The following is a 22,176-nucleotide window of genomic DNA, read 5'->3' on the forward strand; positions in this document are numbered from 1 at the left end:
CCGATGCCAAAGCGCGAAAGGACGCCCGCGATGATGCCCCGCAGTGAAGATGATGCGCGCACCGATGGCCCACCCCCGCTCCGGCTGACGGTCGCAGAGGGACTGACCAAGGGTGCCCAGTACACGATCCGGCAGGCCGTCGTCGTGATCGGCCGAACCGACCCCATGAACCGCATCTTCCCTGACATCGACCTGTCTGCGTCCGATATCGGCGCCAAGCCCAGCCTGTCGCGCCGTCACGTCGAGATAGCACTGGTACCCTCGGGCTACGCGGCTCGCGATCTCGGCAGTGCAAACGGTTCGTCGGTCAACGGGACGGCCCTTCCCGACCCCACCGAGCCGCCACGGCTCCTGCGAGACGGCGACGAGCTGCGCATCGGGCGCGTCGTCCTGAACGTTTCCGAGCCGGGGCGGGCCGACAGCCAGGCACCCGCCGCGTCCTCGCCGTCAGCGCCTTCGCCCACGCCCGAGCAGGCCCGTTCGCCCATGCGCAAGCCCTCGTGGCGGGTGCTGACGGCAATCGGGGTGATCGCCGCCTCGGTGGCGGGGGCGGCCGCCATGCCGGGGGTGCCGGACCTCGTGACCGGCAACTGGACGCCAGCCGGGTGCGAGGCTTTCCCCGACGCCTGCGGGCGGTCGATGGCGGACCGCCTGTCGGTCCGGATGGCCGAGCTCGGCGATCTGTCGGCCCGCCTGTCCGGCGCGCTGCGGCGCACGGACGCGGCGGTGGCCGAACGCGAACAGCGACTGACCGCGCATGACGTGCGGCTCGCGGCCTTGCGAGCGGCGCGGACGGCGGCGCGCTACCCGGTCCTAGTGGCGGGGGAGACCTTCCCGTTGGCGGCGGTCCTGGACGGACGGCTGCTGGCGATGGAGGCCGAGCGGCTGAGTTTGGCCGAAGGGGTGGAGCAGACCCGAGCGGTGCGCGGCGATCTGTCGGACCGTCTCAGGGCGGCCGGGGCGCGGCGGGCGGAGGCTGAGGCGCAGCGTGCACTCCTGCCAGTCCTAGCGGCCCGGCGCGAGGCCGACGCCGCGCTGGCCGACTACGCCAAAATCCAGGCCGGGGTGGACGCTCTGCTGCGGGCGGTGTCAGCGGAAACCGCGGCGGCCGCCCCGGTCCTGCGCGGGACCGAGGATCTGCTGGGACGGTGATTTCGGCGTCTCGGGGTAGAGCTTGAACGCCCACTGCGCGGTGGGCATCGGAGCAGCGGACAGCAAGCGGAGAGTGGATCGATGAGCGAAATGAAGGAAGTCCGCATCCAGGACGACAGTGATTTCTGGCGGTCGCTCGTCGGGACGAACGCTGGCAACTACCAACTGGTCGGGTTCCTAGGCTCGGGATCGTTCGGCTCTGTATACCGAGCGATGCCTGTTATGGACAATGAGGTCTTTGGTGCCTCGGTGGCGGTGAAGATTCTAATCGTCGAGGGTGATGACGGCGGCTACGCGATGCGGGAGGTCCGGCGCATTGCCGAGGTGTCGCACGAGAGCATCGTCCGCATGGTGGGCGTTCCCGAGAAGCTAACCCTGGCCTGGAAAGGCTACAACCATCAGGCGATCTTCTTCGCGATGGAACTCGCGGAATCGTCGCTCGAAGACGTGCTCGGCAAGGAGGCAATCACGAAGGCGGAAATCATAGACCTAGCGCGTTCCCTTGCCTTGGGGCTGGCCTACCTGCACGACGAGAAGAAGATCGTGCATCGTGACATCCGACCGCCCAATGTTCTTCGCGTGGGCGGTAAGTGGAAGCTGTCCGACTTCAGCATTGCCCACCCGTTCTCGTCGGGGCCCTACGAGGCTCTGATCAAACCGCCCGACATCGTGCCTCCCGAATGCTCGTACGAGAACGAGCCGGTCCCGGCGTGGGACATGTGGGCGCTTGGGATTGTCCTGGCGTGGGCGTCCGTCGGCACGCATCCCATGGCAGGGCTCAATGCTCGTGATCGAGCGAAAGCCCTGCACGGCCCACAGCCACTGCCCTTGCCGCCGCTTCCCCCTGCGGTCGAGCGAATCGTCCGAGGATGCCTGGAGAAGGACCCGGAGCAGCGTTGGACGGCGCGACTGGTGACGGAGGAAGCGCAACCTCAGTCCTCAGAGGCGACTCCTTTCCATGTGACGCCACCGACTGGCCTTCGTCGCCGTGACCTGATCGTGGCAGGGGTGTCGGGCTTGGCGGGAGCGGGAATAACGGCGGCCGTGGCCGCCGTCGTTCAGTCTTCCCCAAACTCCCCAGTTCCCTGGCGGGTTCATTCTGGGAAATGGATGCGTCCGGGGTGTGTGTTTCAGGACGCGGAGATTGCGCCCCGGATGGTAGTGTTGCCACGGGGCGGATTCTGGATGGGTTCCGAGGAGCGCGAGCCGGGGCGGGATCCCACTGAGGGTCCCCGCCACCAGGTACGGATCGGATACGATCTGGCACTTGGAGAGTGTGCAGTGAGCTTCTCGGAATGGGACGCGTACGCAGCGGACGGCGGGCGTCGACCGTATGACGAGGGATGGGGCCGCGGAGATCGGCCCGTTATCAACGTGTCCTGGACTGACGCTAAGAAATACCTGGACTGGCTTAACGGTCGGCTTGGGTTAAGCGGCCGTTCGGACCGATACCGCCTGCCATCGGAAGCGGAATGGGAGTACGGGTGCCGCGGCGGGACGGACACACCCTTCTGGTGGGGTGGGACCATCACGTCGTCGCAGGCAAACTACAATGGGAGCTACGCGTACTATAACGGTGAGTCGACGGGAGAATTTCGGCAGCGGACGGTGCCGGTCCGGAACTTCTCGCCGAACCCCTATGGTTTGTACCAAGTTCACGGCAATGTCAGGGAAGCGTGCGAGGACGCTTGGCAGGGGGGGAACTACGACGGCGCTCCGTCGGACGGCTCTGCCCACACGGTGGACGATAACACGATGAACCACGTCGCGCGGGGAGGTTCTTGGAACAGCTCCCCTTGGAACCTCCGCTCGGCGAGTCGCGATATGAGAACCTATCTGCCTGGACCAGAAGTCGGATTCCGTGTTGCCATAACACTCAGAGACCGTTTCAGGGCTCCGAACTCGGGTTAACGAGCTGCACCACACGGTGGTGACTCACTCTTATGAGTTCAAGTCAACATATCCATTGGTTGTTTTTCTGGCTCAGGCTTGGCCGTATTTGTTCCCTTGGCGTTCGCGGAAGTTAACCCGAGTTCGGGGCACTGGAGACCGTTTGGAAAGGGTTGTTACCGGCAGCGTGCTATGGTCCGCTTCCGGCTGAAGGATCCTTTGTCTGGGGGTTGATTGTCGCGGAACACAAGGCCCAGTCAGGGAGGATATAATTGATCCGATGCCGCCCGCCGCAAGCTCGGTCCTTCAGGACGGAGTAAGGCAGACCGCGCAAAGCGCGTCCCTTGCAAGCGGCGACCGCATGCTCAGGACATGCGGCTCATCCAGGCACACCGTTTCCGGCTCTACCCCACCCCGGCGCAGGAGGAATTCTTCCGGCCTACGGCGGGCTGCTGCCGGGTCGTCTGGAACCTGGCGCTGGAACAGCGCCAGACCTACGGGCGCCGCGGACGGTTCATCTCTTTCAAGGCCCAGGCGGCCGAACTGAAGGACCTGCGCCGCGAGGTGGAGTGGCTGGCCGAGGCACCCAGCCACTGCCTCCAGCAGACCCTGCGCGATCTGGACAAGGCGTTCGCCAGGTTCTTCTCCGGCCAGGCGGGCTTCCCCAGGTTCAAGTCCAAGCATCGCGGCGAGGACTCCTTCCGCTTCCCCGATTACAACCAGTTCGAAGTCGGCCCGGACTTCGTCGACCTGCCCAAGGTTGGAAAGGTCGACATGCGAGCCCATCGGCCCGTCCAGGGGCAGGTGCGCAACATCACCGTCAGCCGTGACGGCGACTGCTGGTACGCCTCGATCTGCGTCTCCCTCCGTCGCCGGGTCCGGCAGGCGCCGACCGGCACCGCCGTCGGCCTGGACCTGGGCGTGGCCCAACCGATCGTCCAGTCCGACGGGGTCGCGCATGACCTGCCGCGCGTCACGCCGGAGGAGATGCGCCGCAAGGCCCGCCTCCAGAAGAGCCTGGCCCGGAAGAAGAAGGGCTCCCGCAACCGGGCCAAGGCCCGACAGGCGCTGGCCCGCTTCGAGGCGAAGCTGCGGTGGAGACGCCAGGACGGCCTGCACAAGGCGACGGCCATGATCGCCCGGTCGTACCGGCTGGTCGTGGTCGAGGATCTGAAGGTGAGGAACATGACGGCCTCCGCTGCGGGGACCGTCGAGGAACCCGGCGTGAACGTGAAGGCCAAGGCCGGGCTGAACAGGGCAATGCTCGACGTCGCGCCGGGAACCGTGCGGCGGATGCTCGAGTACAAGGTGAAGCGGCACGGCGGGAAGCTGGTGGCGGTCAACCCGGCCTACACCAGCCAGACCTGCTCGTGCTGCGGACAGCACCCCAAGGATTCCCCAGAGACGGCAGGTCTGCCGCACGGCCGTGTCTCTCGGGATCGGTTCGTGTGTTCGGTGCGCACCTTGTCGGTGTTCACCGTGCTGAACAGGCGCCCGGTCCGGCCGTCGTCCTTCACCTCGGCCAGGGCGATGCCGTCCCTGGACTTCCGCCGGGCGTCGATGCCGACGACGAAGTCGGGAAAGTGCCGACGCCCGTTCGGCAGCACGATGGTGACCGCCCACCGGGCGTTTTCCACGTTGCGCAGCCACCAGAGCACCGTCCCGGTCTGGTCCTGGTCGAGCAGGCGCGCGAAGGCGAGCTCCTCCTCGTTCAGGTCAGCCGGAAAGACGCCGTAGAGTCCCTTGTCGGCGCGATCGAGCAGGTCGGGGCCGTCGTAGAAGGCGGGGATCTCCTCGTCCTGCCGGATCTCCACCACCTGCGCCAGACACGCGCGGCAGGCGTCGTGCAGCAGATCGGGGCGGGCCATTGCCAGGTCGACCGCGCGCCGCAGGTCGCGCTCGCCGGGGACCGCGTGGCCGCGATCGTCGAGTTCCCGGCGCAGCCGCTCCAGCAGGGCGGGCTTGAGGTCGCGGTCGTCGATGCTCTCGTTGAACCGGAAGGCCATCTGCGCCTGCTGCGCGATGCGCAGGTTGGAGAGCGGCACGTTGCCGCGCTCGGTGGCCGGGGCACTGCGCCGCCAGCGCGTAGCGGGACTGCCGCATGCGGCCGGGATTCGGGGTGAATCAGATCCAGACGGCCTCGCGAGCCAGCGCGCCCCGCCGCGCGCTCAGCGTGCGGGCGATGATGACATCCGTCCGCAAGCTGTCGTAGCTTTGGCCTGCCTTGGGAATGGAGAAAACATGCCTCGCGGACCACATGCCGTTGCCCGATGGGCGGTCGCCTGCGCGCTTCCGGCGCTCGTTCTGTTCGCCCTTCCAGTTACGGTCGATGCCGCGCCGACCGATTGTCCGGCCCACTATGCCGGGGCCATGGCGCCGGACCTGATCAACCCGAAGCTGGCAGCAAAGACCCGGGAGCTTTGCTACTCGGCGTTCGCTGTTCTGCACTCTGGCGTGACGCGCACCCCGCTCTATGCGGTCGAGCACCTGACCCGGGACAGCGTCGCGGCCGCCAAGGGCCTCCAGCGTCCGGAAGCCAGCGCATTCCATGCCGAACCCAGGCTGCCGCCGGACGAGCGTGCCGAGTTGGCGGACTATAAGCGCTCTGGATTCGACCGCGGCCATCTTGTTCCATCAGCTAACGAACCAACTCCGAATGCCCAGCAGGAGAGCTTCAGCTTGGCCAACATGATTCCCCAGGTGGGCGAGAGCAACCGCGGGATATGGAGCGCCATTGAAGGGGCAACCCGGCATCTCGCCAACACCCGCGGCGAGGTCTACGTCGTGACCGGCCCCGTCTTCCAGGGTGCCAATCTCCAGCGCATCGGCGGCCGGGTTCTCGTGCCGACCCATGTCTTCAAGGCTATCTACGATCCGCGCCGCCGTGAGGCTGCCGCCTATCTCGTGCCCAACGCGCCAGGGAACGATTACCAGCGGATCCCCATTGCACAGCTAGAGGAGGTCACCGGCATCTCGATCTTTCCGGGTATCCCGGCCGCAGCCAGGACGACGGCGATGGCCCTGCCGGAACCCCGGGCGCCGGGGCGGGGGCGGCAGAAGGATGAGCCCGGTTTCTCTGAACGCGACGTCCTGAAGTTCCTGAAGGAGTTGGTGCGATGATCAAGCCTTATGCCGACGACGCCGGAGCCATGAAGATCGGGGACATCGAGGTCGAGAACGGCACCGATCGGGTGGCGCTCTATGGGTCGATCGATCTCACGCGCGATAAGAAGGGACTGGAGCATGCCCGCAAGCTGCGTGACCTGCTGGCTGCTGTCGTGAAATCCCTGGAGAACGAGACCGACCTTCCCGATCAGATCCCTCCGCCGAAGCCGACGGATACGGTCGAGAACCCGTTTCAGTGATCGGTGAGCAGAAGGAGGCAAAGCCCACCGGCACATCCGTGCGGTCCTCAGCATGAGCTATGGCAACGTTCCTTTCCCAGCAGATTCAATCCAGGTTCCAGGAAAGTACAATTGGATGCACGGGCGAAGCGGTTGTATAAGATCCGAATTCGCTCATGTAAACAGATTGGTTATGGCGGCATGGCACGTGTAAGGGATGAAACCCAAGCCAAGGGCGAGATTGAAGCAACCACAGCGGTCGACCGGTATGTCGGAAGCCGCATCCGGCTGCGTCGTACGCTTCTCGGCATGACCCAGACGGTGCTGGGGCAGGCCGTCGGCCTGACGTTCCAGCAGATCCAGAAATACGAGAAGGGAGCCAACCGGGTCTCGGCATCCCGCCTGTGGCAGTTCGGGGCGGCGCTGGATGTGCCTGTGTCCTTCTTCTTCGACGGCCTTGCCGACCAGGGCCATCTGCCGGACGTGATCCTCGAGCCCGACCTCTGCACACCGGGAGAGCCGGATCCGATGGCAAGGCGGGAGACGCTCGAGCTCGTCCGAGCCTACTACCGCATCGAGGACCGAGGCCTGCGCAGACGACTGCTGGACCTGATCCGCGCTGTTGCCGCAGCGGACGCCCCGGCAGACGCCTTTCTGGCCGCCTCCGATGCCTAGCCAACGGCGCCTTCGGGCGACGCCGTGGCACCGTCCCGCTCCGCTGCGACGAGGCGGGCCAGCCGCTTCACGACAGGTTCGCCCAGCAGGGTGACGTAAGAGCGCCTGCCGATGAGCAGGTACTCAACCAATTCAACCCCGAGCAAGCTCCCGGCTTTCTGTATGTCCGCGCAGGACACCCTGACGCTGGCCGGGTTCGCCGGTTCATCGCCGGGGCAGCTGTGGACGATCACCAGGCCGCTGGCGTCCATGGTCAGCGCGCGGCCCATGATCTCGCGAACATACAAGGCGACATCGCCGACGGAGCCGGTCCTGTGGAGTTCATCTGCGATCAGGTGGCGCTGGCGGTCGAGGAACAGCAGGCGCAGCGTCTGGACGGCCGAGCAGGCGGCACGGAGGCGGGCATAGGTCACCAAATCCTCGTGGGAGGACAGGAGCGGGCGTTGCTCCAGCGTAGGGCGCACCAACCGTGCCGCCAGTTCGATGACGGCCCGGAAGCGGAGGGCGGCATGATCGTCCCACGGCATGCCGCCAGGCAGCTTTCCCGCTGATGCCGCGGCAATCGCCGTCTCCAGCGAACCATGTCCGGCCAGCAGACGCAGGGCCAGGAGATCGCCGTCGGCATCCGGCGCAGCCATCGCCAGCAATGAGGACAGCAGGGCTTCGTCCGGCATCCCCTCCAGGCTGCCGCCGACCCTCGGGGTCCTCATCACCGGAAACGGCCGGGGGCTGTTGGCGGCCGCCGGTCTCCCGGCCCTCGCCCTTGACGCAACCTTGGCCGTGCTTGGCATGATCGACCTCTCGTTCCCGCTTACGATTGGCCGGAGCGGCCGCGGCCCGTCCGGTCGAGGACGGCGATGCCGAGGACGCCGTCGACCGCTCCACGCAGCGACCGGCGTGCCTGACGCCAGCGCCGCCGCTGCTCCACCAGCGCGCCACGGCGGCTGCGAAGCGAGTCCCGCACCCGTTCGATCTCGCTGGCGGTGGATTCGCGCCCGGGGCCGCCGCCATGCTCCTGGGCAGCGGCGATGTCGACCGGCCGCAGCAAGGGCGACCGGGTGCCACGGAACCACTCAGGCCGGGCTTCTCGCGCGGCGGTCTCCAGATCGACCACTCCCTGGACCATCATCGAGCGGATGATGTCTCCGACCTCATGGTGGGCGCGGCGGAAGGGCATACCATGTGCCTGGACAAGCCAATCGGCCAGCGCGGTGGCGTTGGTCTGGCCGGACACCGCCCTGAGGCGCATGGCGCCCTGGTTCGGCTCCGCCCCGGCCACGATCAGCCGGACCAGCGTCAGCGCGTCCAGCATTCCCGAGGCCGCAGACCACACCGACTTGACGCCTTCGGTGCCGACGGCGATGGAGTTGGAGAAGGGGGTGGCATGCATCGCCATCGCGGCCGACGTCAGCGCGCCCATGGGCGCGGCCGCCAAGCCCTTGACGTGCTCCAGCATGTAGACATTGCGCTTCTGCGGCATCATCGAACTGGTGCCGACCAGATCGTCGGCCACCGTCAGGAAACCGAACTCGCCGGTGGTCCACAGTTGAAGGTCATGGGCAAGGCGGCTGAGCGTCACGCCGAGGATGCCCAGGGCCGCCAGCAGGCGCAGGACAGCGTCGCGCGAGGCCACGGCGTCGATGGAGTGCGTCCAGGGCGCCGAGAAGCCGAGCAGGGCGGCCGTCCGTCGGGTGTCGATTGGAAGTCCCGTGCCACCCACCGCACCGGCGCCGAGCGGGCAACGATCGAGATCGGTCAGCACGGAGTGCAGGGACTCGGCGTCGCGGTCCAGCGCCGCGGCAACTCCGGCGTAATAGTGGGCGAGGGTCACCGGCTGGGCGGGCTGGTAGTGGGTGTAGATCGGGAACACGGCGTCCGTGCAGGCCTCAGCGCGGCGCAGGAGCGTGGTCTGGAGCCTGGACAGGCCGGTCAGCAGGTCGGCGACGACGTTGCGCAACCGCAGGCGTAGCACGGTCGCCCCCAGATCGTTGCGCGAGCGTGCCGTCTGGAGGACGCCGCCGATTCCCTCGCCGAGGTCGGCGATGAGATAGGTCTCGTAGAGCAGGTACACGCCGCGCGGGGCCGAACGTCCGCGCAGGACGGCGAAGCCCGATCCTTCCATCTCGTCGATGCGCCGCAGCAGGGGCGAGACCTGTGCCACCGGCAGCAGGCCGGTCTCGGCCATCATCACCAGGTGCGCCCGGTCCACTTGGGTGATCCAGGGCAGGTCACGGTCGATGGCGTCGTCGGCGACGTCGCCGAACAGGATGGACTGGGCCGTCGGGTTGAGCGTCCCAGCCACCCGGCCGGTGTCGCCGAGGTGGGCCAGGATCTGGGCGTTGCTGATCACCATGACGGTGGCTCCCGGTGAGAAGGGGTTTCGGGTGTATGGCTGGTCGGAGCGTGGCTGGTCGCCGGGTCAGCGGCTGGAGGTCCGGCGGGCCAGCGTGATGCCTACCAGCGCCAGCGCGCCGCCGAGCCACTGAAGCGGGCCCAGGGCCTCGCCGAACAGCATCCAGGCCAGTGCCGCCGCCGCGACCGGCTGGATGAGCAGGCCGATGGACGAGAAGGTGACGGGCAGGTGAGCCAACGCATGGGTGATGAGGCCCTGGCCGATGACATGGCAGGCAACGCCCAGCGCCAGCACCACGGCCCAGCCCCAGGCGGTTGCGGGCAGCAGCGGGCCGCCCTCAATCCAGGCGGCCACCGCCAGCACCAGGGCGGCGGCAGCGCTCGATCCCGCCATGATGACGCTGGTCGAATGGCGGGCCCGCAGACGCTTCACCGCCATCAAATAGACCGCGTAGAAGGCAGCTGTGCTGACAGCGATGGCGTCACCCTGCCATTGCCCCTCTGCCGTGCTTCCCACCGACGCGAACAGCCCGTCGCCAATCAGCAGCGCCATGCCCGACAGCGAGACCGCCAGGGCGACGATCAGGCCGAGGCCGATCCGCTCGCCGAACAGCAACCAGCCGAGCAGGGCGACGAAGACTGGGGCGCAGTTGTTGAACAGCGTCGCCTTGGCCACCGAGGTCATGGTGATGCTGAGATGCCAGAGTGCAAGGTCCCCCGCCAGCATCAGTCCTGCCACCCCCATCAGCGCCATGTCGGCGGCGGTGACACGCGCGCTGGCGGACCGGGGGGCCTTCCGTTCGGCGAGCATGCCGAGCCAGAAGAAGGGCAGCGCGATGACCAGCCGGTAGAAGGCGGTGGCGATCGGCTCCAGTTCGCTGACCCTGACCAGGATGGGGGCGAGCGCGATGGCGAGCGCGCCCGCCAGCAGGGAGAGCAGCGCCGGGTTCGCCCCGGCGCGCGACGGTCCGGCAGCCGCAATGGAGGTTGAGGACATGGAAGGGGGCTCCTGCTGCTGTTCCGGTCAGGCGACGGTGGCAAGGGATCCGGTGCCGTCCGTCGCGACACGGAAGCGGATGGCGCGGCGCGCCAGTTCGGCGGCGGCTACTGCGCCCTCCAGGGTGGGGGCGCTGGTGAGCGCGTGGCCGAGGCGGTCCTGGAAATCGCCGCGGCGGGCGATCAGCAGCGGGGATGAACGGTAGAGCCGCAGGTCGCGCAGGAAGGGCGCACCACGCGCGGCCTCCAGACCCTCGGTGGCGAACCACAGCCCGTCGTCGGGGGGCGTGAGGAAGCGGATCGCCGCATGGTCCTGCCGGGTCGGCGTCACCACCGGCGTCCGGGCGACGGCCAGTTCGACGGTTGCCCGAATGAGGTCGATGCCGGTGGCTTGGCGGACAAGCTCGGGGATAAATCCCCCGGCCAGCCGAGGGTTGACCTCCATCAGGTGGGGGCCGTCCTCGGCGAGGCGAAGCTCGACATGCAGTGGCCCCCAGGTGAGGCCGAGCGCCCGCGTCGCGGCCAGCGCGAAGCCCGCGATCCGATCTGCCTCTGTCGAGGCGAGAGGCGCCGGGAAATCGTGGCCCATCTCGACGAAGTGTGGCAGGGCGCCCAGGTGCTTGCGGGTCACGCCGATGACGGTGTCGTGGAAGAGCTCCACCGAATACTCGTCACCCCGGACGACCTCCTCGACCAGCAGTGCGCCACAGGTCGGGTCGGTGAGCAGCACTCTGGCGTGGGCCGCCACCTCGGCCATCGTGGCGCAGAGCCGGACGCCGACACTGCCCGATCCGGCCACCGGTTTCAGGACAACGGGCAATCCGATGCCGATGGCGACCTGGACGGCATCGGCGGCCTCAGTGACCTCGGCATGGCGCACGCGGTCGATACCGGCTTCGTCCAGGCGGCGGCGCTGGGTCGCCTTGTTGCGGCAGGCGGCCACTGCGTCAGCATCCGGCCCCGGCAGGCTGAGTTCGGCGGCCAGGCGAGCGGCGGTGGCGATGAAATACTCCGAACTGGAGGTGATCCCGGCCACCCCCTCGCTGTGCGCCAGTTGCCGCACAAGCGAGCGCATGACGTTCAAGTCGGCGGTATTGGCCTCGATGCTGCGGACGGCGTCCTCGGCGACATAAGGATAGCGGCCGGGCTGGCGGCTGATCAGCACCGGCTCGAAGCCGAGGGCACGGGCAGTTTGGACGAACAAGCGGCCGGTGCCGGACGTATTGCTCTCGATGAATAGCAGGAGACGCGGCATCACGCGGCCTCCGCGAGCTCGCGCGCCGCCGGGTCGGACGCCGCCAGCACCTCGTCCAGCGTCCGGCGGTCCCAGTGGTAGCTGCTCCAGCTAGGCCGGACGTCGCTGGGATGCGCCACCGGCTGTGGGGCCTCGGGCAGCATGCCGGTCCAGCCCGGCAGCGTGGTGAGCCAGTCGTCATTGTAGATGGTGGTGACGTAGCGGTGGCCTTCGTCGGGGAACAGCGTCACCACCTTGCGGTCGGGATGGGTGCGCGCCCACCAGTCGGCCACCAGGTATGCTGCTCCGCTGGTGCCACCCTGATAGAGCGCATGGTGCTGGTGCAGGCGGCGGGTGGCCAGGAACGCCTCGGCTGCCCCCACCCAGTGGACCTCGTCGAACTGGCGGTGGTCGACGTTTGGCGGCACCAGGCTGTTGCCGAGGCCGCGCAACAGCCGCTTGCCGTCGGGCTGGCCGAAGACGACGCTGTTGGGAGTGTCGACGCCGATGACGTGGAGATCCGGGTTGAGGTGACGCAGGAAGCGGGCAATGCCCGACATCGAGCCGCCGGACCCGACGGTGCCAACCAGGCAGTCGACGTGTCCGAGGCGCTCGGCGATCTGCTCGGCGACTTCGGCATAAGCGCGCGGGTTGTCGGCGTTGCCGTACTGCGAGGGGCAGAAGCTGCCCGGGTTGGCCTCCAGCGCGGCGCGCAGCCGGTCGAGGCGGGCGGTCTGGAAGCCGCCGATCTCATAAGGCTTCTCGACGATCTCCAGCGTAACGCCCAGTTCCAGCAGGCGCTTGTGCAGGTGCTCGTCAATGGCCGGGTCGCTGACCAGGATCAGGCGGTAGCCGCGCACCGCTGCCAGCATGGCGAGTGCCAGCCCGAAGGTCCCCGACGTCGTCTCGCAGATGGTGCCGCCGGGTTTCAGGCGGCCGTCGGCCGCCGCACGGTCCAGCATGTGCCGGGCCGGAAGCAGCTTCATCAGGAAGAAGGCGGCGCCGTGCAGGTTGTCCGTCAGCCGCACCAAGCGGGGGAGTTCATAGTCGGGAAAGCCGCGGGACTCGCGGGACAGGGGCTGGGACATCGTCATCTCAAGCGACATGGCGGACCTCGGCGACATCGGTGCGGAAATGGAGAGCGGGGGGCAGACCAAGGGTGTCGAGGCGGGTGGCCGCTTCGGCGACCCGGCGGACCGTGGCCGGGTTGCGGGGGTCGAAGAGCAGGCCGACGACGGTGCCGCTGTGGGCGACCTGGATGCCGAGCGCCCCGGCGGAGGCCGCGATGGCGTTGATCTCCTCGAAGGCGGGCTTTGGCAGATGGCGCTGGGAGATGCGAGCGCTGGCCGTGGCAACCCGGCCGAGCAGAGCCGCGTCGCCGGTGCGGATTGCCCGCCGCAGCATGCCGCGCAGTGGCCGGAAGGCCTGGACCTCCCACTCGTCGTAGTCGGCCGGAGGCTCCTTCACGGTGTCCACAAGGGCGCCGGGAGCCGTGTTGACGCTGAGGACCTCCAGCGGCGGCAGGGCAGGGCCGAGATGCTCCAGCACAATGCCCTCGCGCTGGGCGAAGAGCACGGCGAGGTCTCCATGCATGATGCTGTCGCTGGCCGTCTCCGCTCGAACCGCCAGCCGGGCTACCTTGTCGGCGCCGAGGGCCGCGCCGTGGGCGTCGGCGACGGCGCGGATGGCGGCCACCACGTCGGCGGTCGAGGATCCCATGCCGAGGCCGACGGGGATGGTGCTCTCCACCGTCAGGTGACCGCCCTGGTCATGCAGGCCCAGGCTGTCCAGCGTCAGCCGCGCGGCCTCGGCCGCCTTGAGCTTGTCGTCCGGGACGGTGACCAGATTTCCCGGTGCCGGGCGGAAGACGGCGGTGGATGAAACGATGTTGCACGGGAGCGTGACGAGACCGCGGTGCAGGCGGCCTGCATCGTCCGGGAAGACCCCCTGGAGGATCTCGCCGTGATGGCCGTTGACGTGGCCGAAACCGTGCTCTTTTCGCTGATTTCCCCTGGTGCCAAGGCGCACGGAGGCAAACCGAGAGATCACATCTCCGGGCATTCGAATCCTCTTCGCTGAATGAGTCAGTTTCTATTGTTAGTGTTTAGGTGGGTGTCCCCGGCCTAACGGGGATAATCGTTTATTATTGGGAAGCTGTTTGCGCCGCGGCGCAGTTCATTGCGTCGTGATGAGCAGACTGTAGCGCCATCTGGACGGTATGAAATTTCTAATTCTGCCACCCGGTTTGTCACGATGGAAAAATTGACGGCGCAGGGCGCGACACTCATAAGTGTGAAATCGCCTTAAACGAGCAGTCGCCCCATGCCTGACATCGAAATCGACCAAATCGACCGGAAGATCATCAACCTGCTTCAGGGGAACAGCCAGATCACCAATCTGGAGCTCGCCGACGCGGTTGCGGTGTCGCCGCCGACCTGTCTGCGCCGGGTCCGCCGGTTGCGCGAGGCCGGGGTGATCGCCAAGGATGTCGCGATCGTCGATCCCAGCAAGCTCGGCAGCCACATCCAGCTGATCGTGACCGTCGAGCTCAAGGGCGACGACCGGGTGCTGATGGATGCCTTCGAGAAGACCATCCACGCCCAGGAGTGCGTGATGCAGTGCTATCTGGTCACCGGGTCTACCGACTATGTGCTGGTGGTCTGCGTCAGGAACATGAGTGAGTTCGAGAAATTCGCCCGGGCAACGCTCTATGCCAGCCCGTTGGTCAAGCGGTTCATCACCCTGACGGTGATCAGCCGGGTCAAGTACGAGACCAGGATCCCAATCGACGGCTGACCGAGTGCTGGCCTCACCGGTACTTCCACATCCCTACCCGTTCGGCCCGCGCGGCCTGTTCCTGGAGTTCGTAGAACCCGGCGCTCTCGGCCCGGTCGTCCGTCGCCCATCCCGAGGTGATCATCAGGTGGCCGAGGTCGGCGCCATCGACCGAGCATTGGGCGCTGACCGGCTTGTCCGGCCTGCCATCCTTCACGATGCAGATGACCTCGTCCTTGCCGATCAATGTCTCGAGCAGGCGGTGGGACACCCTGGCGCACGGCTCCCCTTGGCCATTCCCATTGCACAGGGCATCGGCCTCCGGTGCCCGGACACCCCAGAGATGGATTTCCCTTCCTTGCACTTCGATCCGGTCTCCGGCGACTACGGAGACCTCCGCGGCCATGGCTCCATGACCGCCCAAGGGCATCAGCAGGGCCACCAGGGCCATCCGGTGAAATCCGCGGAGCGCTGCGGATGGCAGGTTCATGCGCCTACTCATGAGGGAACGGCTGATGCTTAATGCTACCGAACAGCCACGTCTTCGTCATGCAGGAATTTCCCCTTCCCGCCAAGCGCCCGACGAAAGGTCGCTTGCTTGGCTGCCGGGGCCTGTTCATTGTCCAGACGTGCATTTTCGCGGGGTCTGCTGGTGTTCGTCGTGAGCAAGGAGATGGCGGAAGCCGTGCAGCGGGCCTTCCATGAGCAGGGTGAATGGCCCGCCGTAGCGGAACTGCGCCGCCACGTCCACATCGCTGACAACGCCAGCGCCTTGCAGGCGGTCAGGGCCATCGCCTCTTGGCGCACCCTTCCCGCCGATTCACCGGCGCGGCACCATGAGGCGAAGGACGGCTAGGCAGATACGTGAACCATCTATCGTGTCAAAGCCCCCTCGGCATGCAAAACGACGGGGGCTGGGTGATGGATTGTGTGAGTATGCCTGTATGCATTCGACCTAAATGCGCTCAAAAACGCAGATTTTCGCCGTTTTCCCTGGGAGTTTGCGCCAAGGCCACCGGGTTCCGACCGCTTCGTTGTGTTCCATTGGACTCCCAGGCGCTTTATCCGACGCCAAACTGCCTGAGTGCCTTGTTGGCGGTCTATCGAGGCGCAACTCATCAGCTGCTTGGGCCTGACAAGGTGGGTTGCGTCGTCCTCGGTCGAACCTGTCAACTCATGGTCCACTTTCCGTAGCCAGGAATGCCAGGAGTTCCCGGGCAAGGTCCTCCGGCGCCTCCTCGGCCATATGGTGCCCGCAGTCCAGGCCTCGACCACGCAGATCTGGCGCCCACGGCCGCCAGACCGAGAGGACATCGCCATAGAGCGCTTCGAGGTCATCGCGCAGCGACCATAAGGCGAGCGTCGGGCAGGCGAGGGTCCGCCCCGCCTGCCGATCCGCTTCGTCATGCTCCCGGTCGATGCCGAGGCCTGCGCGGTAGTCCTCCATCATGCCGTGGATCGTTTCCGGGTCGTGGATGGCCGCCCGGTAGTCGGCATAGGCTTCGGCCCCCATCACGTCAGGCGAGCCGCCGTACCAAGTGTCCGGATCGGCAAGGATCGCCCGCTCCGGCTTGTCTGGCTGGCCGTAGAAGAACCAGTGCCACCAGGCCTGGGCGAAGCGGGCATCGCAACGTCCCAGTGCCTCGGCGATGGGCACGCCATCCAGCACCGCCAGATGCGTGATCGCCTGGGGACGGTCCATCGCCGTGCGGAAGGCCGTGTAGGAACCCCGGTCATGCCCGACGATGGCGAAGCGGTCGAAGCCGAGATGACGCATCAGCGCGACGCAGTCACGGGCCTTGGCACGCTTGGATGATCCTTCATGATCCGGCGTATCGGCGGGCTTCGACGACTGGCCGAAGCCACGAAGATCCGGGCAGACGACGGTGTGATTCGCCGCAAGCAGAGGGGCGACGCGGTGCCATGTGGCATGGGTGCGGGGATGTCCATGGAGAAGCAGCACAGGCGGGCCGTTCCCACCATGGCGCACCCGTAAGGTCGCCTCCGGCAGATCCACCATCTCGAGACGGAAGCCTTCGAACATCGACGTCTCCGATGGCAAACAGCGTGGGGGTCAAAGGATGCTGTTTCCCAGAACAAGCACCAAGCTGGCCCGTTCCGGTTTGGGACTGACTAGCGAGCAGCCAATACGTCCAGGTGGACAGGTTCCTCGAAACCCGGTGAGTGGTTTGCGGTGAACAGGATGTCTATGGCCGAGAGGAGGGCGAGGGCGATCCGTCCCGGTCTATTTTCCTCGGCCCAGCGGCTTATCAGTGAGCGGCCAAGCGCAGCCGCAATCGATCTCCAGCTAACCAGGAGCTTTCAGACCGCTCTTGCGGATCAGGGGGTGGGCAGCCAAGATGTTATGGGACTCCGGGGCTTCAAGGATGTGATGCGGTGGCGGACGAACCGATAAAAGGACCTGCGTCTTACTTTCCATCCATCGAGAAAAAGTATGGTCGGCCCATTGCCGAGTGGCAGGACATTGTCCGAAAGCACCTTCCGGCAAAGCACATGGAACTGGTTGCCATGTTGAAGAATGACCATGGGATGGGGCATGGCCACGCGAATGCGGTGGTCGCGCACACTCTAGCCGCAGATAAGGGGTAAGAGCCCGCCCGGTTGTGGTCCATCATCCGTGCTGAAGCCGTTCGTCGTCTGAGGGGAGCGACCACTGTCCAGGGATCGAGTGTGGAGGCCAACCCGGGCTTGATGGCCTCGACCGATGGCACTTCGCATCGCCTACGGCAGCCGCCCGACATTTGGCCACCTCGGGCAGGATTAGCCGCCGCTACCGGCAGGGATGCGGCCGTCTTCGAAGCGCTCGATTTTATCAGCCTTGTGATGGGAACAGGTTCGCTGCTTCAAGCATATTGCGCGACGCCGTTCCCGAGCGACCAATTCTCCTTTGCCACTTCGACGATGTTCACGAACACATCCTGTGGCCGGATGCCGGGGTCCTCGCCGAGCAGTTCCATAATCCGCTGGAACAGCGCCTTCTTCTGCTCCACGGTCCGAGTGTTGTTCGCGGTGATCTGGATGTAAACGAGGTCTTCGCCTCGGTCGACCCCAAGATAAGATGCGCTATAGCGGAAGTTTGCGGCGTCATGATCGGTGATGGTCATGAACTGATCGTCTTCGGGTACGTTGAAGGTCTCGTGCATTGCGCGGTACAGACCATCGAAGATTGCCTGCCGATACGCTTCCGGTTTTCCAGCGCGCAGCGAGATGTGAACGAGCGGCATTGTAAGTTCTTTCCGTTATGTCCGCCTTGACAATAGCCATGGGTCAGTCATTTTCATATGCTATGAGTTTCAATATCTGAGATAACGTTCCGAAATGATTGGGCCGCCTCTCGACCTTGATGCGGTGCGGGCTTTCGTACGCATCGCCGAACTGGAGAGCTTCACGCGCGCGGCCGAGGCCACCGGGACGACGCAGGCCGCGGTTAGCTTGAAGCTGAAGCGCCTCGAAGAGCGGCTCGGCTGCCGCCTGTTCGAGCGGACGCCTCGCTATGTGCAGTTGTCGGCACGCGGCGCCGCCTTCCTTGATCATGCCCGCGACTTGCTGGAGGCGCATGATCGTGCGCTTGCCTCGCTGACGCGGGAACGCCAGCGCATCGCCATCGGCATCAGTGACCATGTGGCGGGACCGGAGCTCCCCGCGCTGATCGCCCGGATGAACGCACAGGATCCGCAGTTGGTGATCGAGATCCGGATTGGGTCATCGGGTGACCTGCTCCAGAGTTTCGACCGTCGGGAACTCGACACGGTGATCGTCCGCTTGCATGCGGAGCGCAACGACGGGGAGCTCATTACCGAGGAGCAGTTCGGCTGGTTCGCGGCGCCAAGCTGGCAGCACCGGGCGGACGAACCGTTGCCGATTGCCACGATGGCCGAACCTTGTGGAGTGCGGGCGTTGGCGGGACAACTCCTCGACGCCGCAGGCATGCCGTGGACGGAGATTTTCGTCGGTGGCGGCGTGACCGCAGTGGCGGCAGCCGTCATGGCCGGACTCGGCATCGCGGCATTGTCGCCGCGCATGGTACCGTTCGGCGCCGTCAATGTCGGCCCGCGGCTGGGGCTTCCGGCCTTGCCGCGCCTGCCCGTGATCCTGCACACCAGGGTCAGAGATGGACAACCGCGTGCCGCGCTCGCTGCCCTGTCGGCAGCCTTCAAGAGCGCTGTTCGAGGCTGATGGGCTCCTTACAGCAGCGCACGTTCCGTTGAAAAGGCCAGCCAAGCGTTCGGTCATACGGTCAGCCATGGGCTGCGATACATCGCTGATGTGGGAGCGGTTCACATCCGACGCGGGAGCCCTCTCGAGAGAGTACAATCCGCCTGTACGGCGGCGAGGAAGCTGCTACCCTTCGACGTCTGAACTGACGCCCATGGACCGATGAACGATCCCGACGCCTCTTTCCGGCTTGCAGCCTTCGAGCGCCTGAGGCTGTTGGTGCAGCTGCATGGCGGTTCGTTGCCATGGAGTGTGGTCAACGAGGGCTTCGTCCACGAGGGTGCGCGAATTCATTTCGCTACGAAGGCCGAGGGAATCTTCAAACCGGCTTCGATGACAGGCGTGCTGAGCGTTACAACTGTGGTCCCGCGCGCCGGGCGGCGGGCCTGGTACCATGACCAGCTTGAATCCGAAGCTAAGTTGGCGATGGCGGCGGACGGGTTGTCTTATGCCTTCAACGGCACCGATCCCGACAGCAGGCAAAACAGGCTTCTTCGCGACGCCAGGGACAGGCAACTGCCGATCATCTACTTCTTTGGCGTCGCCCCAGCGATATACGAGCCGATCTTTCCGTCTTACGTCGTGGAGTGGGATCCTCGATCGCTGTCCGTGAAGCTCGCCCCCAAGCCTCTCGCGGACACCGCCACCCTCTGGACGCCGCCAAATCCGGACGAACGCCGGTACGCGCTGAGGCAGGTCAAACAGCGGCTGCATCAGTCGGCGTTCCGCGAGCGCGTAGTCGCGGCCTATGGCGGTCGGTGTGCGCTGACCGGCTTGCCCGAGGTACGGTTGGTGGACGCCGCCCACATCATTCCTGACGGCGACGTCGAGCGTGGGCAGCCGGACATCCGCAATGGCATCTGCATGAGCAAGCTGCACCATGCCGCCTACGATGCGGATCTGATTGGCATCGACCCCGACCACCGCATCCACATCTCCGAACGCCTGCTCGAGCAGCATGACGGGCCGATGCTGGAGCTCGGTTTGAAGGCGTTGAAGGGACAGCTGATCCGGATGCCGCGCGAGGACCTGATGAAGCCCGATCCTGACCGGCTCGCAGTCCGGTTCGAGCGGTTCAAGAAGGCCGCCTGAGGTCACACCCGATGGTCCCAGACACGCAGCCAAACACAGGTTCCGCCTCGTCCACCGCAGGCACCGTGGCGACCTACGACCGCCGCGCCCAGGAGTTCGTCGCCCAGTACGAGACCATTGCCTTCGAGGAACTCTACGCCGACGTCCTCGACCTGATGCCGTCCGAGCCCTCGGCCGTGCTGGACGTCGGTGCCGGATCGGGCCGAGACGCTGCTTGGCTGGCAGGTCGTGGTCATTCCGTCGTCGCCGTCGAGCCCGCCGCGGGCATGCGTGAGGAGGCCGCCCGCAGGCACACGGCAACCGGGATCCAGTGGATGGATGATCGGTTGCCCGGCCTGGAGCGGGTCCACCGCACCGGCATGGTGTTCGATCTCATCCTGCTGGCCGCCGTGTGGATGCACATTCCCCCGGCCGACCGGCGGCGTGCCTTCCGGAAGCTGGTGACGCTGTTGAAACCAGGCGGCCGCATGATCGTCAGCTTGCGGCATGGGCCGAGCGATCCGGAGCGCCCGATGCTCCCCGTCAGCCGCGCCGAGATCGAGCGTCTCGCGGCCGAGCATGGCGCAATGGTCAGCCAGGTCATCAAGACGCCAGACCGCCTCGGCCGGTCGGACGTCAGCTGGGAAACCGTCGTTGTCCAGTTGGCGGATGACGGCACCGGGGCATTGCCGTTGATTCGGCACATCGTCCTCAATGATGCGAAATCCAGCAGCTACAAGCTGGCCCTGCTGCGCGTCGTCGCACGGGCCGCGGATGCCTCCCCCGGCCTTGCCATGGCCGATGGCGATGATGGTGTGGTTCTCCCGCTTGGGCTTATCGCCCTCTATTGGATCAGGATGTTCCTGCCGCTGGTCGCGGCTGACCTGCCGCAGACGCCGACCAGCCGGAGCGGGGGCGGGCTGGGCTTCGTCAAGGAACCCTTCCGACGGCTCGCTGGCACCGCACCGCCCGAACTCCGGGTCGGCGCAGAGTTCCTGGGCGACGCTGGCCAGGCGCTGGCCGGAGCCATCAGGGATGCGGCGAGAACGATTGCCGAGATGCCCGCGCATTACATCACTTTCCCAGGCAGCGACCGCCAAGTGTTCGGAGCCGTGACCCGGCGCGGCCCGCGTATCGGTGAACGGCTGGTGCTGGACGCGCCCTATCTGTGGTCGGTTGGCGACTTCCGGATTCCGCTGAACGTCTGGTTCGCCTTGACGCGCCTGAACACTTGGATCGAGCCTGCGCTCACCATGGAGTGGACTCGGCTGATGCAGCAGTACCTTGCCCGTCAAGGTCGCTCCGTGGCTGAAGGCCATATCGCCGAGGCTCTCGCTTGGCTCGATCCCCAGCGCGGCACGGCCGAGGTCCGGCGCCTCACCGCCGCCATGTTCGATGCCGGGCAGCCGGTCTACTGCGTGTGGACCGGCCGGAAGCTGCGCCAGGAGGGTCTGGACATCGACCATTGCCTGCCGTTCTCCGCATGGCCCAATGCCGACCTGTGGAATCTGATGCCTGCCGACGCCCGCGTGAACAGACACCGAAAGGCGGATCGTCTCATCACGGCCGATCTGCTGGACCGGTGCGGCGACCGGATTACGGACTGGTGGGAGCGGGCATATCTTCGGGACGGCGATGTCCTGGCGCGCCGGTTCGGTCGGGAAGCGGCCGCGTCGTTGCCGGTAGAAGCGGTACTTGATGGCGTGGTTCGCTCGGGGCCAGTCCTGGAGGCCGTAGCCGCGAAGCGGTTGATGCTCAGGGCGACACAGCAGCTGCCGGAGTGGAATGGCCAGCTGACTCCTCGGCAGGGCGTCGAGGAACCGCCAGCGTCGTTTCCTGCCTGACGGAGTCCGCTAGGGGGAGAATCTTCGGATTGAGGCTCGAAAGCAGCATCAAGGCGTTCATGCGCTGCTTCGGGGACATGCCGCTCCCGGCGGAGGCGAGATGGCGAGCGGCGTCGAAGGAGATTGCGTCTGTCGCATCCTGGGACAGGACGGACCAGAGCGTCGTATCCGACCTCACTGCCTGATAGGCCAGCCAGCAGGTCCCACTTTCCAAGACGCCGTACACCTCCTCGGCCATCAGCCCTGTGCCTGGCAACTCCGCGGCCAGCGCCCGGAGCGCAGAGGAAGCCTTCCAGTCATCAAGGTATCGGGTCGGATCGTCGCCCCAGGGAAATCGCCTGCTGCCTTCCATCCACCTCACGACCGCTGCCACGACCCTGGATGCCCTCCGCTCGTCAGGGAGATGGCCGCTTGCGGCCAGATGGTAGACGGTGTCTTGCACGAGCGGGTCGGCGTGTCGGGGATGCAGCGAGAGCAGGCCAACCTCACCGATGGCCTCGATGGCGCTGAAGGCCAAGGCGCCTGTCGCATGCCCTCTCGACCGGCTCGCCACCCACTCCATGATCTCGTTCAGGCCGTTCATCGCCATCTCCATCCTCAGCAGATG

Annotated in this window: 23 protein-coding genes; 13 read left to right on the forward strand and 10 right to left on the reverse strand. The window is 66.2% G+C overall.

All coding sequences use genetic code 11. From position 1 onward, the window contains the following. Window positions 1–33: 33 nt before the first annotated feature. The 7 genes from ABMY26_RS33645 to ABMY26_RS33675 all read left to right on the forward strand — a co-directional run bounded on the left by ABMY26_RS33645 (window position 34) and on the right by ABMY26_RS33675 (window position 7,061). A complete protein-coding gene (locus ABMY26_RS33645) occupies window positions 34–1,152 on the forward strand; it encodes an FHA domain-containing protein (RefSeq protein ID WP_372400517.1) in 1,119 nt (372 codons plus the stop codon). Window positions 1,153–1,233: 81 nt separating this feature from the next. Further along, window positions 1,234–3,063, forward strand: coding sequence for a bifunctional serine/threonine-protein kinase/formylglycine-generating enzyme family protein (locus ABMY26_RS33650; protein WP_372399797.1), 1,830 nt, complete (start codon window positions 1,234–1,236; stop codon window positions 3,061–3,063). 351 nt (window positions 3,064–3,414) lie between these two features. Beyond that, entirely contained in the window at window positions 3,415–4,779 is a 1,365-nt protein-coding gene (locus ABMY26_RS33655) for an RNA-guided endonuclease InsQ/TnpB family protein (RefSeq protein ID WP_372399798.1), read from the forward strand. Window positions 4,780–4,886: 107 nt separating this feature from the next. After that, complete coding sequence (locus tag ABMY26_RS33660) at window positions 4,887–5,165, forward strand: hypothetical protein (protein ID WP_372399799.1); 279 nt, start codon at window positions 4,887–4,889, stop codon at window positions 5,163–5,165. A 247-nt stretch (window positions 5,166–5,412) separates the two neighbouring features. After that, window positions 5,413–6,162, forward strand: coding sequence for a DNA/RNA non-specific endonuclease (locus tag ABMY26_RS33665; RefSeq protein WP_372399800.1), 750 nt, complete (start codon window positions 5,413–5,415; stop codon window positions 6,160–6,162). Beyond that, a complete protein-coding gene (locus ABMY26_RS33670; protein ID WP_372399801.1) occupies window positions 6,159–6,407 on the forward strand; it encodes a hypothetical protein in 249 nt (82 codons plus the stop codon). Before ABMY26_RS33665 ends, ABMY26_RS33670 begins: the two co-directional genes overlap by 4 nt. A gap of 180 nt (window positions 6,408–6,587) precedes the next feature. Continuing rightward, window positions 6,588–7,061 carry a helix-turn-helix domain-containing protein gene (locus ABMY26_RS33675; RefSeq protein ID WP_372400518.1) on the forward strand — a complete coding sequence of 158 codons (474 nt, stop codon included), beginning with the start codon at window positions 6,588–6,590 and terminating at the stop codon, window positions 7,059–7,061. Here ABMY26_RS33675 and ABMY26_RS33680 read toward each other — a convergent pair. From ABMY26_RS33680 to ABMY26_RS33705, 6 genes are all read right to left on the reverse strand, one after another. Then, the gene (locus tag ABMY26_RS33680) at window positions 7,058–7,771 is read right to left on the reverse strand and encodes a JAB domain-containing protein (RefSeq protein WP_372399802.1); all 714 of its coding nucleotides are present in this window, start codon (window positions 7,769–7,771) and stop codon (window positions 7,058–7,060) included. The genes ABMY26_RS33675 and ABMY26_RS33680 overlap by 4 nt on opposite strands. Window positions 7,772–7,872: 101 nt before the next feature. Next, window positions 7,873–9,414, reverse strand: coding sequence for an argininosuccinate lyase (gene argH, locus ABMY26_RS33685; protein WP_372399803.1), 1,542 nt, complete (start codon window positions 9,412–9,414; stop codon window positions 7,873–7,875). 66 nt (window positions 9,415–9,480) lie between these two features. Then, entirely contained in the window at window positions 9,481–10,410 is a 930-nt protein-coding gene (locus ABMY26_RS33690) for a DMT family transporter (RefSeq protein ID WP_372399804.1), read from the reverse strand. Between the two features lie 27 nt (window positions 10,411–10,437). Beyond that, window positions 10,438–11,664, reverse strand: a complete 1,227-nt coding sequence (locus ABMY26_RS33695; protein ID WP_372399805.1) for an ATP-grasp domain-containing protein — start codon at window positions 11,662–11,664, stop codon at window positions 10,438–10,440. After that, window positions 11,664–12,731, reverse strand: a complete 1,068-nt coding sequence (locus ABMY26_RS33700; protein WP_372399806.1) for a cysteine synthase family protein — start codon at window positions 12,729–12,731, stop codon at window positions 11,664–11,666. The genes ABMY26_RS33695 and ABMY26_RS33700 overlap by 1 nt, the downstream gene beginning before the upstream one ends. A gap of 7 nt (window positions 12,732–12,738) precedes the next feature. After that, the gene (locus ABMY26_RS33705) at window positions 12,739–13,671 is read right to left on the reverse strand and encodes a hypothetical protein (RefSeq protein ID WP_372399807.1); all 933 of its coding nucleotides are present in this window, start codon (window positions 13,669–13,671) and stop codon (window positions 12,739–12,741) included. A 294-nt stretch (window positions 13,672–13,965) separates the two neighbouring features. Between ABMY26_RS33705 and ABMY26_RS33710 the strand changes: the two genes are divergently transcribed. Further along, window positions 13,966–14,439 (forward strand): Lrp/AsnC family transcriptional regulator, encoded by a 474-nt coding sequence (locus ABMY26_RS33710; RefSeq protein WP_372399808.1) that lies wholly within the window; start codon window positions 13,966–13,968, stop codon window positions 14,437–14,439. A gap of 13 nt (window positions 14,440–14,452) precedes the next feature. Here the strand turns inward: ABMY26_RS33710 and ABMY26_RS33715 are convergent, their stop codons facing one another. Beyond that, a complete protein-coding gene (locus tag ABMY26_RS33715; RefSeq protein ID WP_372399809.1) occupies window positions 14,453–14,908 on the reverse strand; it encodes a thermonuclease family protein in 456 nt (151 codons plus the stop codon). A gap of 162 nt (window positions 14,909–15,070) precedes the next feature. Between ABMY26_RS33715 and ABMY26_RS33720 the strand changes: the two genes are divergently transcribed. After that, the gene (locus ABMY26_RS33720; RefSeq protein WP_372399810.1) at window positions 15,071–15,274 is read left to right on the forward strand and encodes a hypothetical protein; all 204 of its coding nucleotides are present in this window, start codon (window positions 15,071–15,073) and stop codon (window positions 15,272–15,274) included. A 318-nt stretch (window positions 15,275–15,592) separates the two neighbouring features. Here the strand turns inward: ABMY26_RS33720 and ABMY26_RS33725 are convergent, their stop codons facing one another. Then, window positions 15,593–16,462, reverse strand: coding sequence for an alpha/beta fold hydrolase (locus ABMY26_RS33725; RefSeq protein WP_372399811.1), 870 nt, complete (start codon window positions 16,460–16,462; stop codon window positions 15,593–15,595). Between the two features lie 353 nt (window positions 16,463–16,815). Here ABMY26_RS33725 and ABMY26_RS33730 point away from each other — a divergent pair, with 353 nt between their 5' ends. Next, the gene (locus tag ABMY26_RS33730) at window positions 16,816–17,028 is read left to right on the forward strand and encodes a DUF4287 domain-containing protein (RefSeq protein ID WP_109096119.1); all 213 of its coding nucleotides are present in this window, start codon (window positions 16,816–16,818) and stop codon (window positions 17,026–17,028) included. A gap of 254 nt (window positions 17,029–17,282) precedes the next feature. Here ABMY26_RS33730 and ABMY26_RS33735 read toward each other — a convergent pair whose 3' ends face one another. Continuing rightward, window positions 17,283–17,663 (reverse strand): tautomerase family protein, encoded by a 381-nt coding sequence (locus tag ABMY26_RS33735; protein WP_372399812.1) that lies wholly within the window; start codon window positions 17,661–17,663, stop codon window positions 17,283–17,285. A gap of 94 nt (window positions 17,664–17,757) precedes the next feature. Here ABMY26_RS33735 and ABMY26_RS33740 point away from each other — a divergent pair, with 94 nt between their 5' ends. The 3 genes from ABMY26_RS33740 to ABMY26_RS33750 all read left to right on the forward strand — a co-directional run bounded on the left by ABMY26_RS33740 (window position 17,758) and on the right by ABMY26_RS33750 (window position 21,569). Further along, on the forward strand, window positions 17,758–18,615 hold the full coding sequence (locus tag ABMY26_RS33740) for a LysR family transcriptional regulator (protein ID WP_372399813.1): 858 nt from the start codon (window positions 17,758–17,760) through the stop codon (window positions 18,613–18,615). Between the two features lie 201 nt (window positions 18,616–18,816). Then, window positions 18,817–19,746 (forward strand): HNH endonuclease, encoded by a 930-nt coding sequence (locus tag ABMY26_RS33745; RefSeq protein WP_372399814.1) that lies wholly within the window; start codon window positions 18,817–18,819, stop codon window positions 19,744–19,746. Between the two features lie 65 nt (window positions 19,747–19,811). After that, window positions 19,812–21,569, forward strand: coding sequence for a class I SAM-dependent methyltransferase (locus ABMY26_RS33750; protein WP_372399815.1), 1,758 nt, complete (start codon window positions 19,812–19,814; stop codon window positions 21,567–21,569). Here the strand turns inward: ABMY26_RS33750 and ABMY26_RS33755 are convergent. Continuing rightward, entirely contained in the window at window positions 21,481–22,152 is a 672-nt protein-coding gene (locus tag ABMY26_RS33755) for a hypothetical protein (RefSeq protein WP_372399816.1), read from the reverse strand. The genes ABMY26_RS33750 and ABMY26_RS33755 overlap by 89 nt on opposite strands. Window positions 22,153–22,176: the final 24 nt, after the last annotated feature.

The organism is Azospirillum sp. HJ39, assembly GCF_041507355.1.
Taxonomy (GTDB): domain Bacteria; phylum Pseudomonadota; class Alphaproteobacteria; order Azospirillales; family Azospirillaceae; genus Azospirillum; species Azospirillum thiophilum.

Excerpts from the sequence above, each read along its gene's own strand:
- ABMY26_RS33680 (WP_372399802.1), bottom strand. The coding sequence starts at position 7,771 with ATGAGGACCCCGAGGGTCGGCGGCAGCCTGGAGGGGATGCCGGACGAA.
- ABMY26_RS33755 (WP_372399816.1), bottom strand. The coding sequence starts at position 22,152 with ATGAACGGCCTGAACGAGATCATGGAGTGGGTGGCGAGCCGGTCGAGA.
- ABMY26_RS33695 (WP_372399805.1), bottom strand. The coding sequence starts at position 11,664 with ATGCCGCGTCTCCTGCTATTCATCGAGAGCAATACGTCCGGCACCGGC.
- ABMY26_RS33715 (WP_372399809.1), bottom strand. The coding sequence starts at position 14,908 with ATGAACCTGCCATCCGCAGCGCTCCGCGGATTTCACCGGATGGCCCTG.
- ABMY26_RS33725 (WP_372399811.1), bottom strand. The coding sequence starts at position 16,462 with ATGTTCGAAGGCTTCCGTCTCGAGATGGTGGATCTGCCGGAGGCGACC.
- ABMY26_RS33670 (WP_372399801.1), top strand. The coding sequence starts at position 6,159 with ATGATCAAGCCTTATGCCGACGACGCCGGAGCCATGAAGATCGGGGAC.
- ABMY26_RS33745 (WP_372399814.1), top strand. The coding sequence starts at position 18,817 with ATGAACGATCCCGACGCCTCTTTCCGGCTTGCAGCCTTCGAGCGCCTG.
- ABMY26_RS33675 (WP_372400518.1), top strand. The coding sequence starts at position 6,588 with ATGGCACGTGTAAGGGATGAAACCCAAGCCAAGGGCGAGATTGAAGCA.
- ABMY26_RS33735 (WP_372399812.1), bottom strand. The coding sequence starts at position 17,663 with ATGCCGCTCGTTCACATCTCGCTGCGCGCTGGAAAACCGGAAGCGTAT.
- ABMY26_RS33655 (WP_372399798.1), top strand. The coding sequence starts at position 3,415 with ATGCGGCTCATCCAGGCACACCGTTTCCGGCTCTACCCCACCCCGGCG.
- ABMY26_RS33690 (WP_372399804.1), bottom strand. The coding sequence starts at position 10,410 with ATGTCCTCAACCTCCATTGCGGCTGCCGGACCGTCGCGCGCCGGGGCG.
- argH (WP_372399803.1), bottom strand. The coding sequence starts at position 9,414 with ATGGTGATCAGCAACGCCCAGATCCTGGCCCACCTCGGCGACACCGGC.
- ABMY26_RS33740 (WP_372399813.1), top strand. The coding sequence starts at position 17,758 with ATGATTGGGCCGCCTCTCGACCTTGATGCGGTGCGGGCTTTCGTACGC.
- ABMY26_RS33650 (WP_372399797.1), top strand. The coding sequence starts at position 1,234 with ATGAGCGAAATGAAGGAAGTCCGCATCCAGGACGACAGTGATTTCTGG.
- ABMY26_RS33665 (WP_372399800.1), top strand. The coding sequence starts at position 5,413 with ATGGCGCCGGACCTGATCAACCCGAAGCTGGCAGCAAAGACCCGGGAG.
- ABMY26_RS33710 (WP_372399808.1), top strand. The coding sequence starts at position 13,966 with ATGCCTGACATCGAAATCGACCAAATCGACCGGAAGATCATCAACCTG.
- ABMY26_RS33700 (WP_372399806.1), bottom strand. The coding sequence starts at position 12,731 with ATGTCCCAGCCCCTGTCCCGCGAGTCCCGCGGCTTTCCCGACTATGAA.
- ABMY26_RS33645 (WP_372400517.1), top strand. The coding sequence starts at position 34 with ATGCCCCGCAGTGAAGATGATGCGCGCACCGATGGCCCACCCCCGCTC.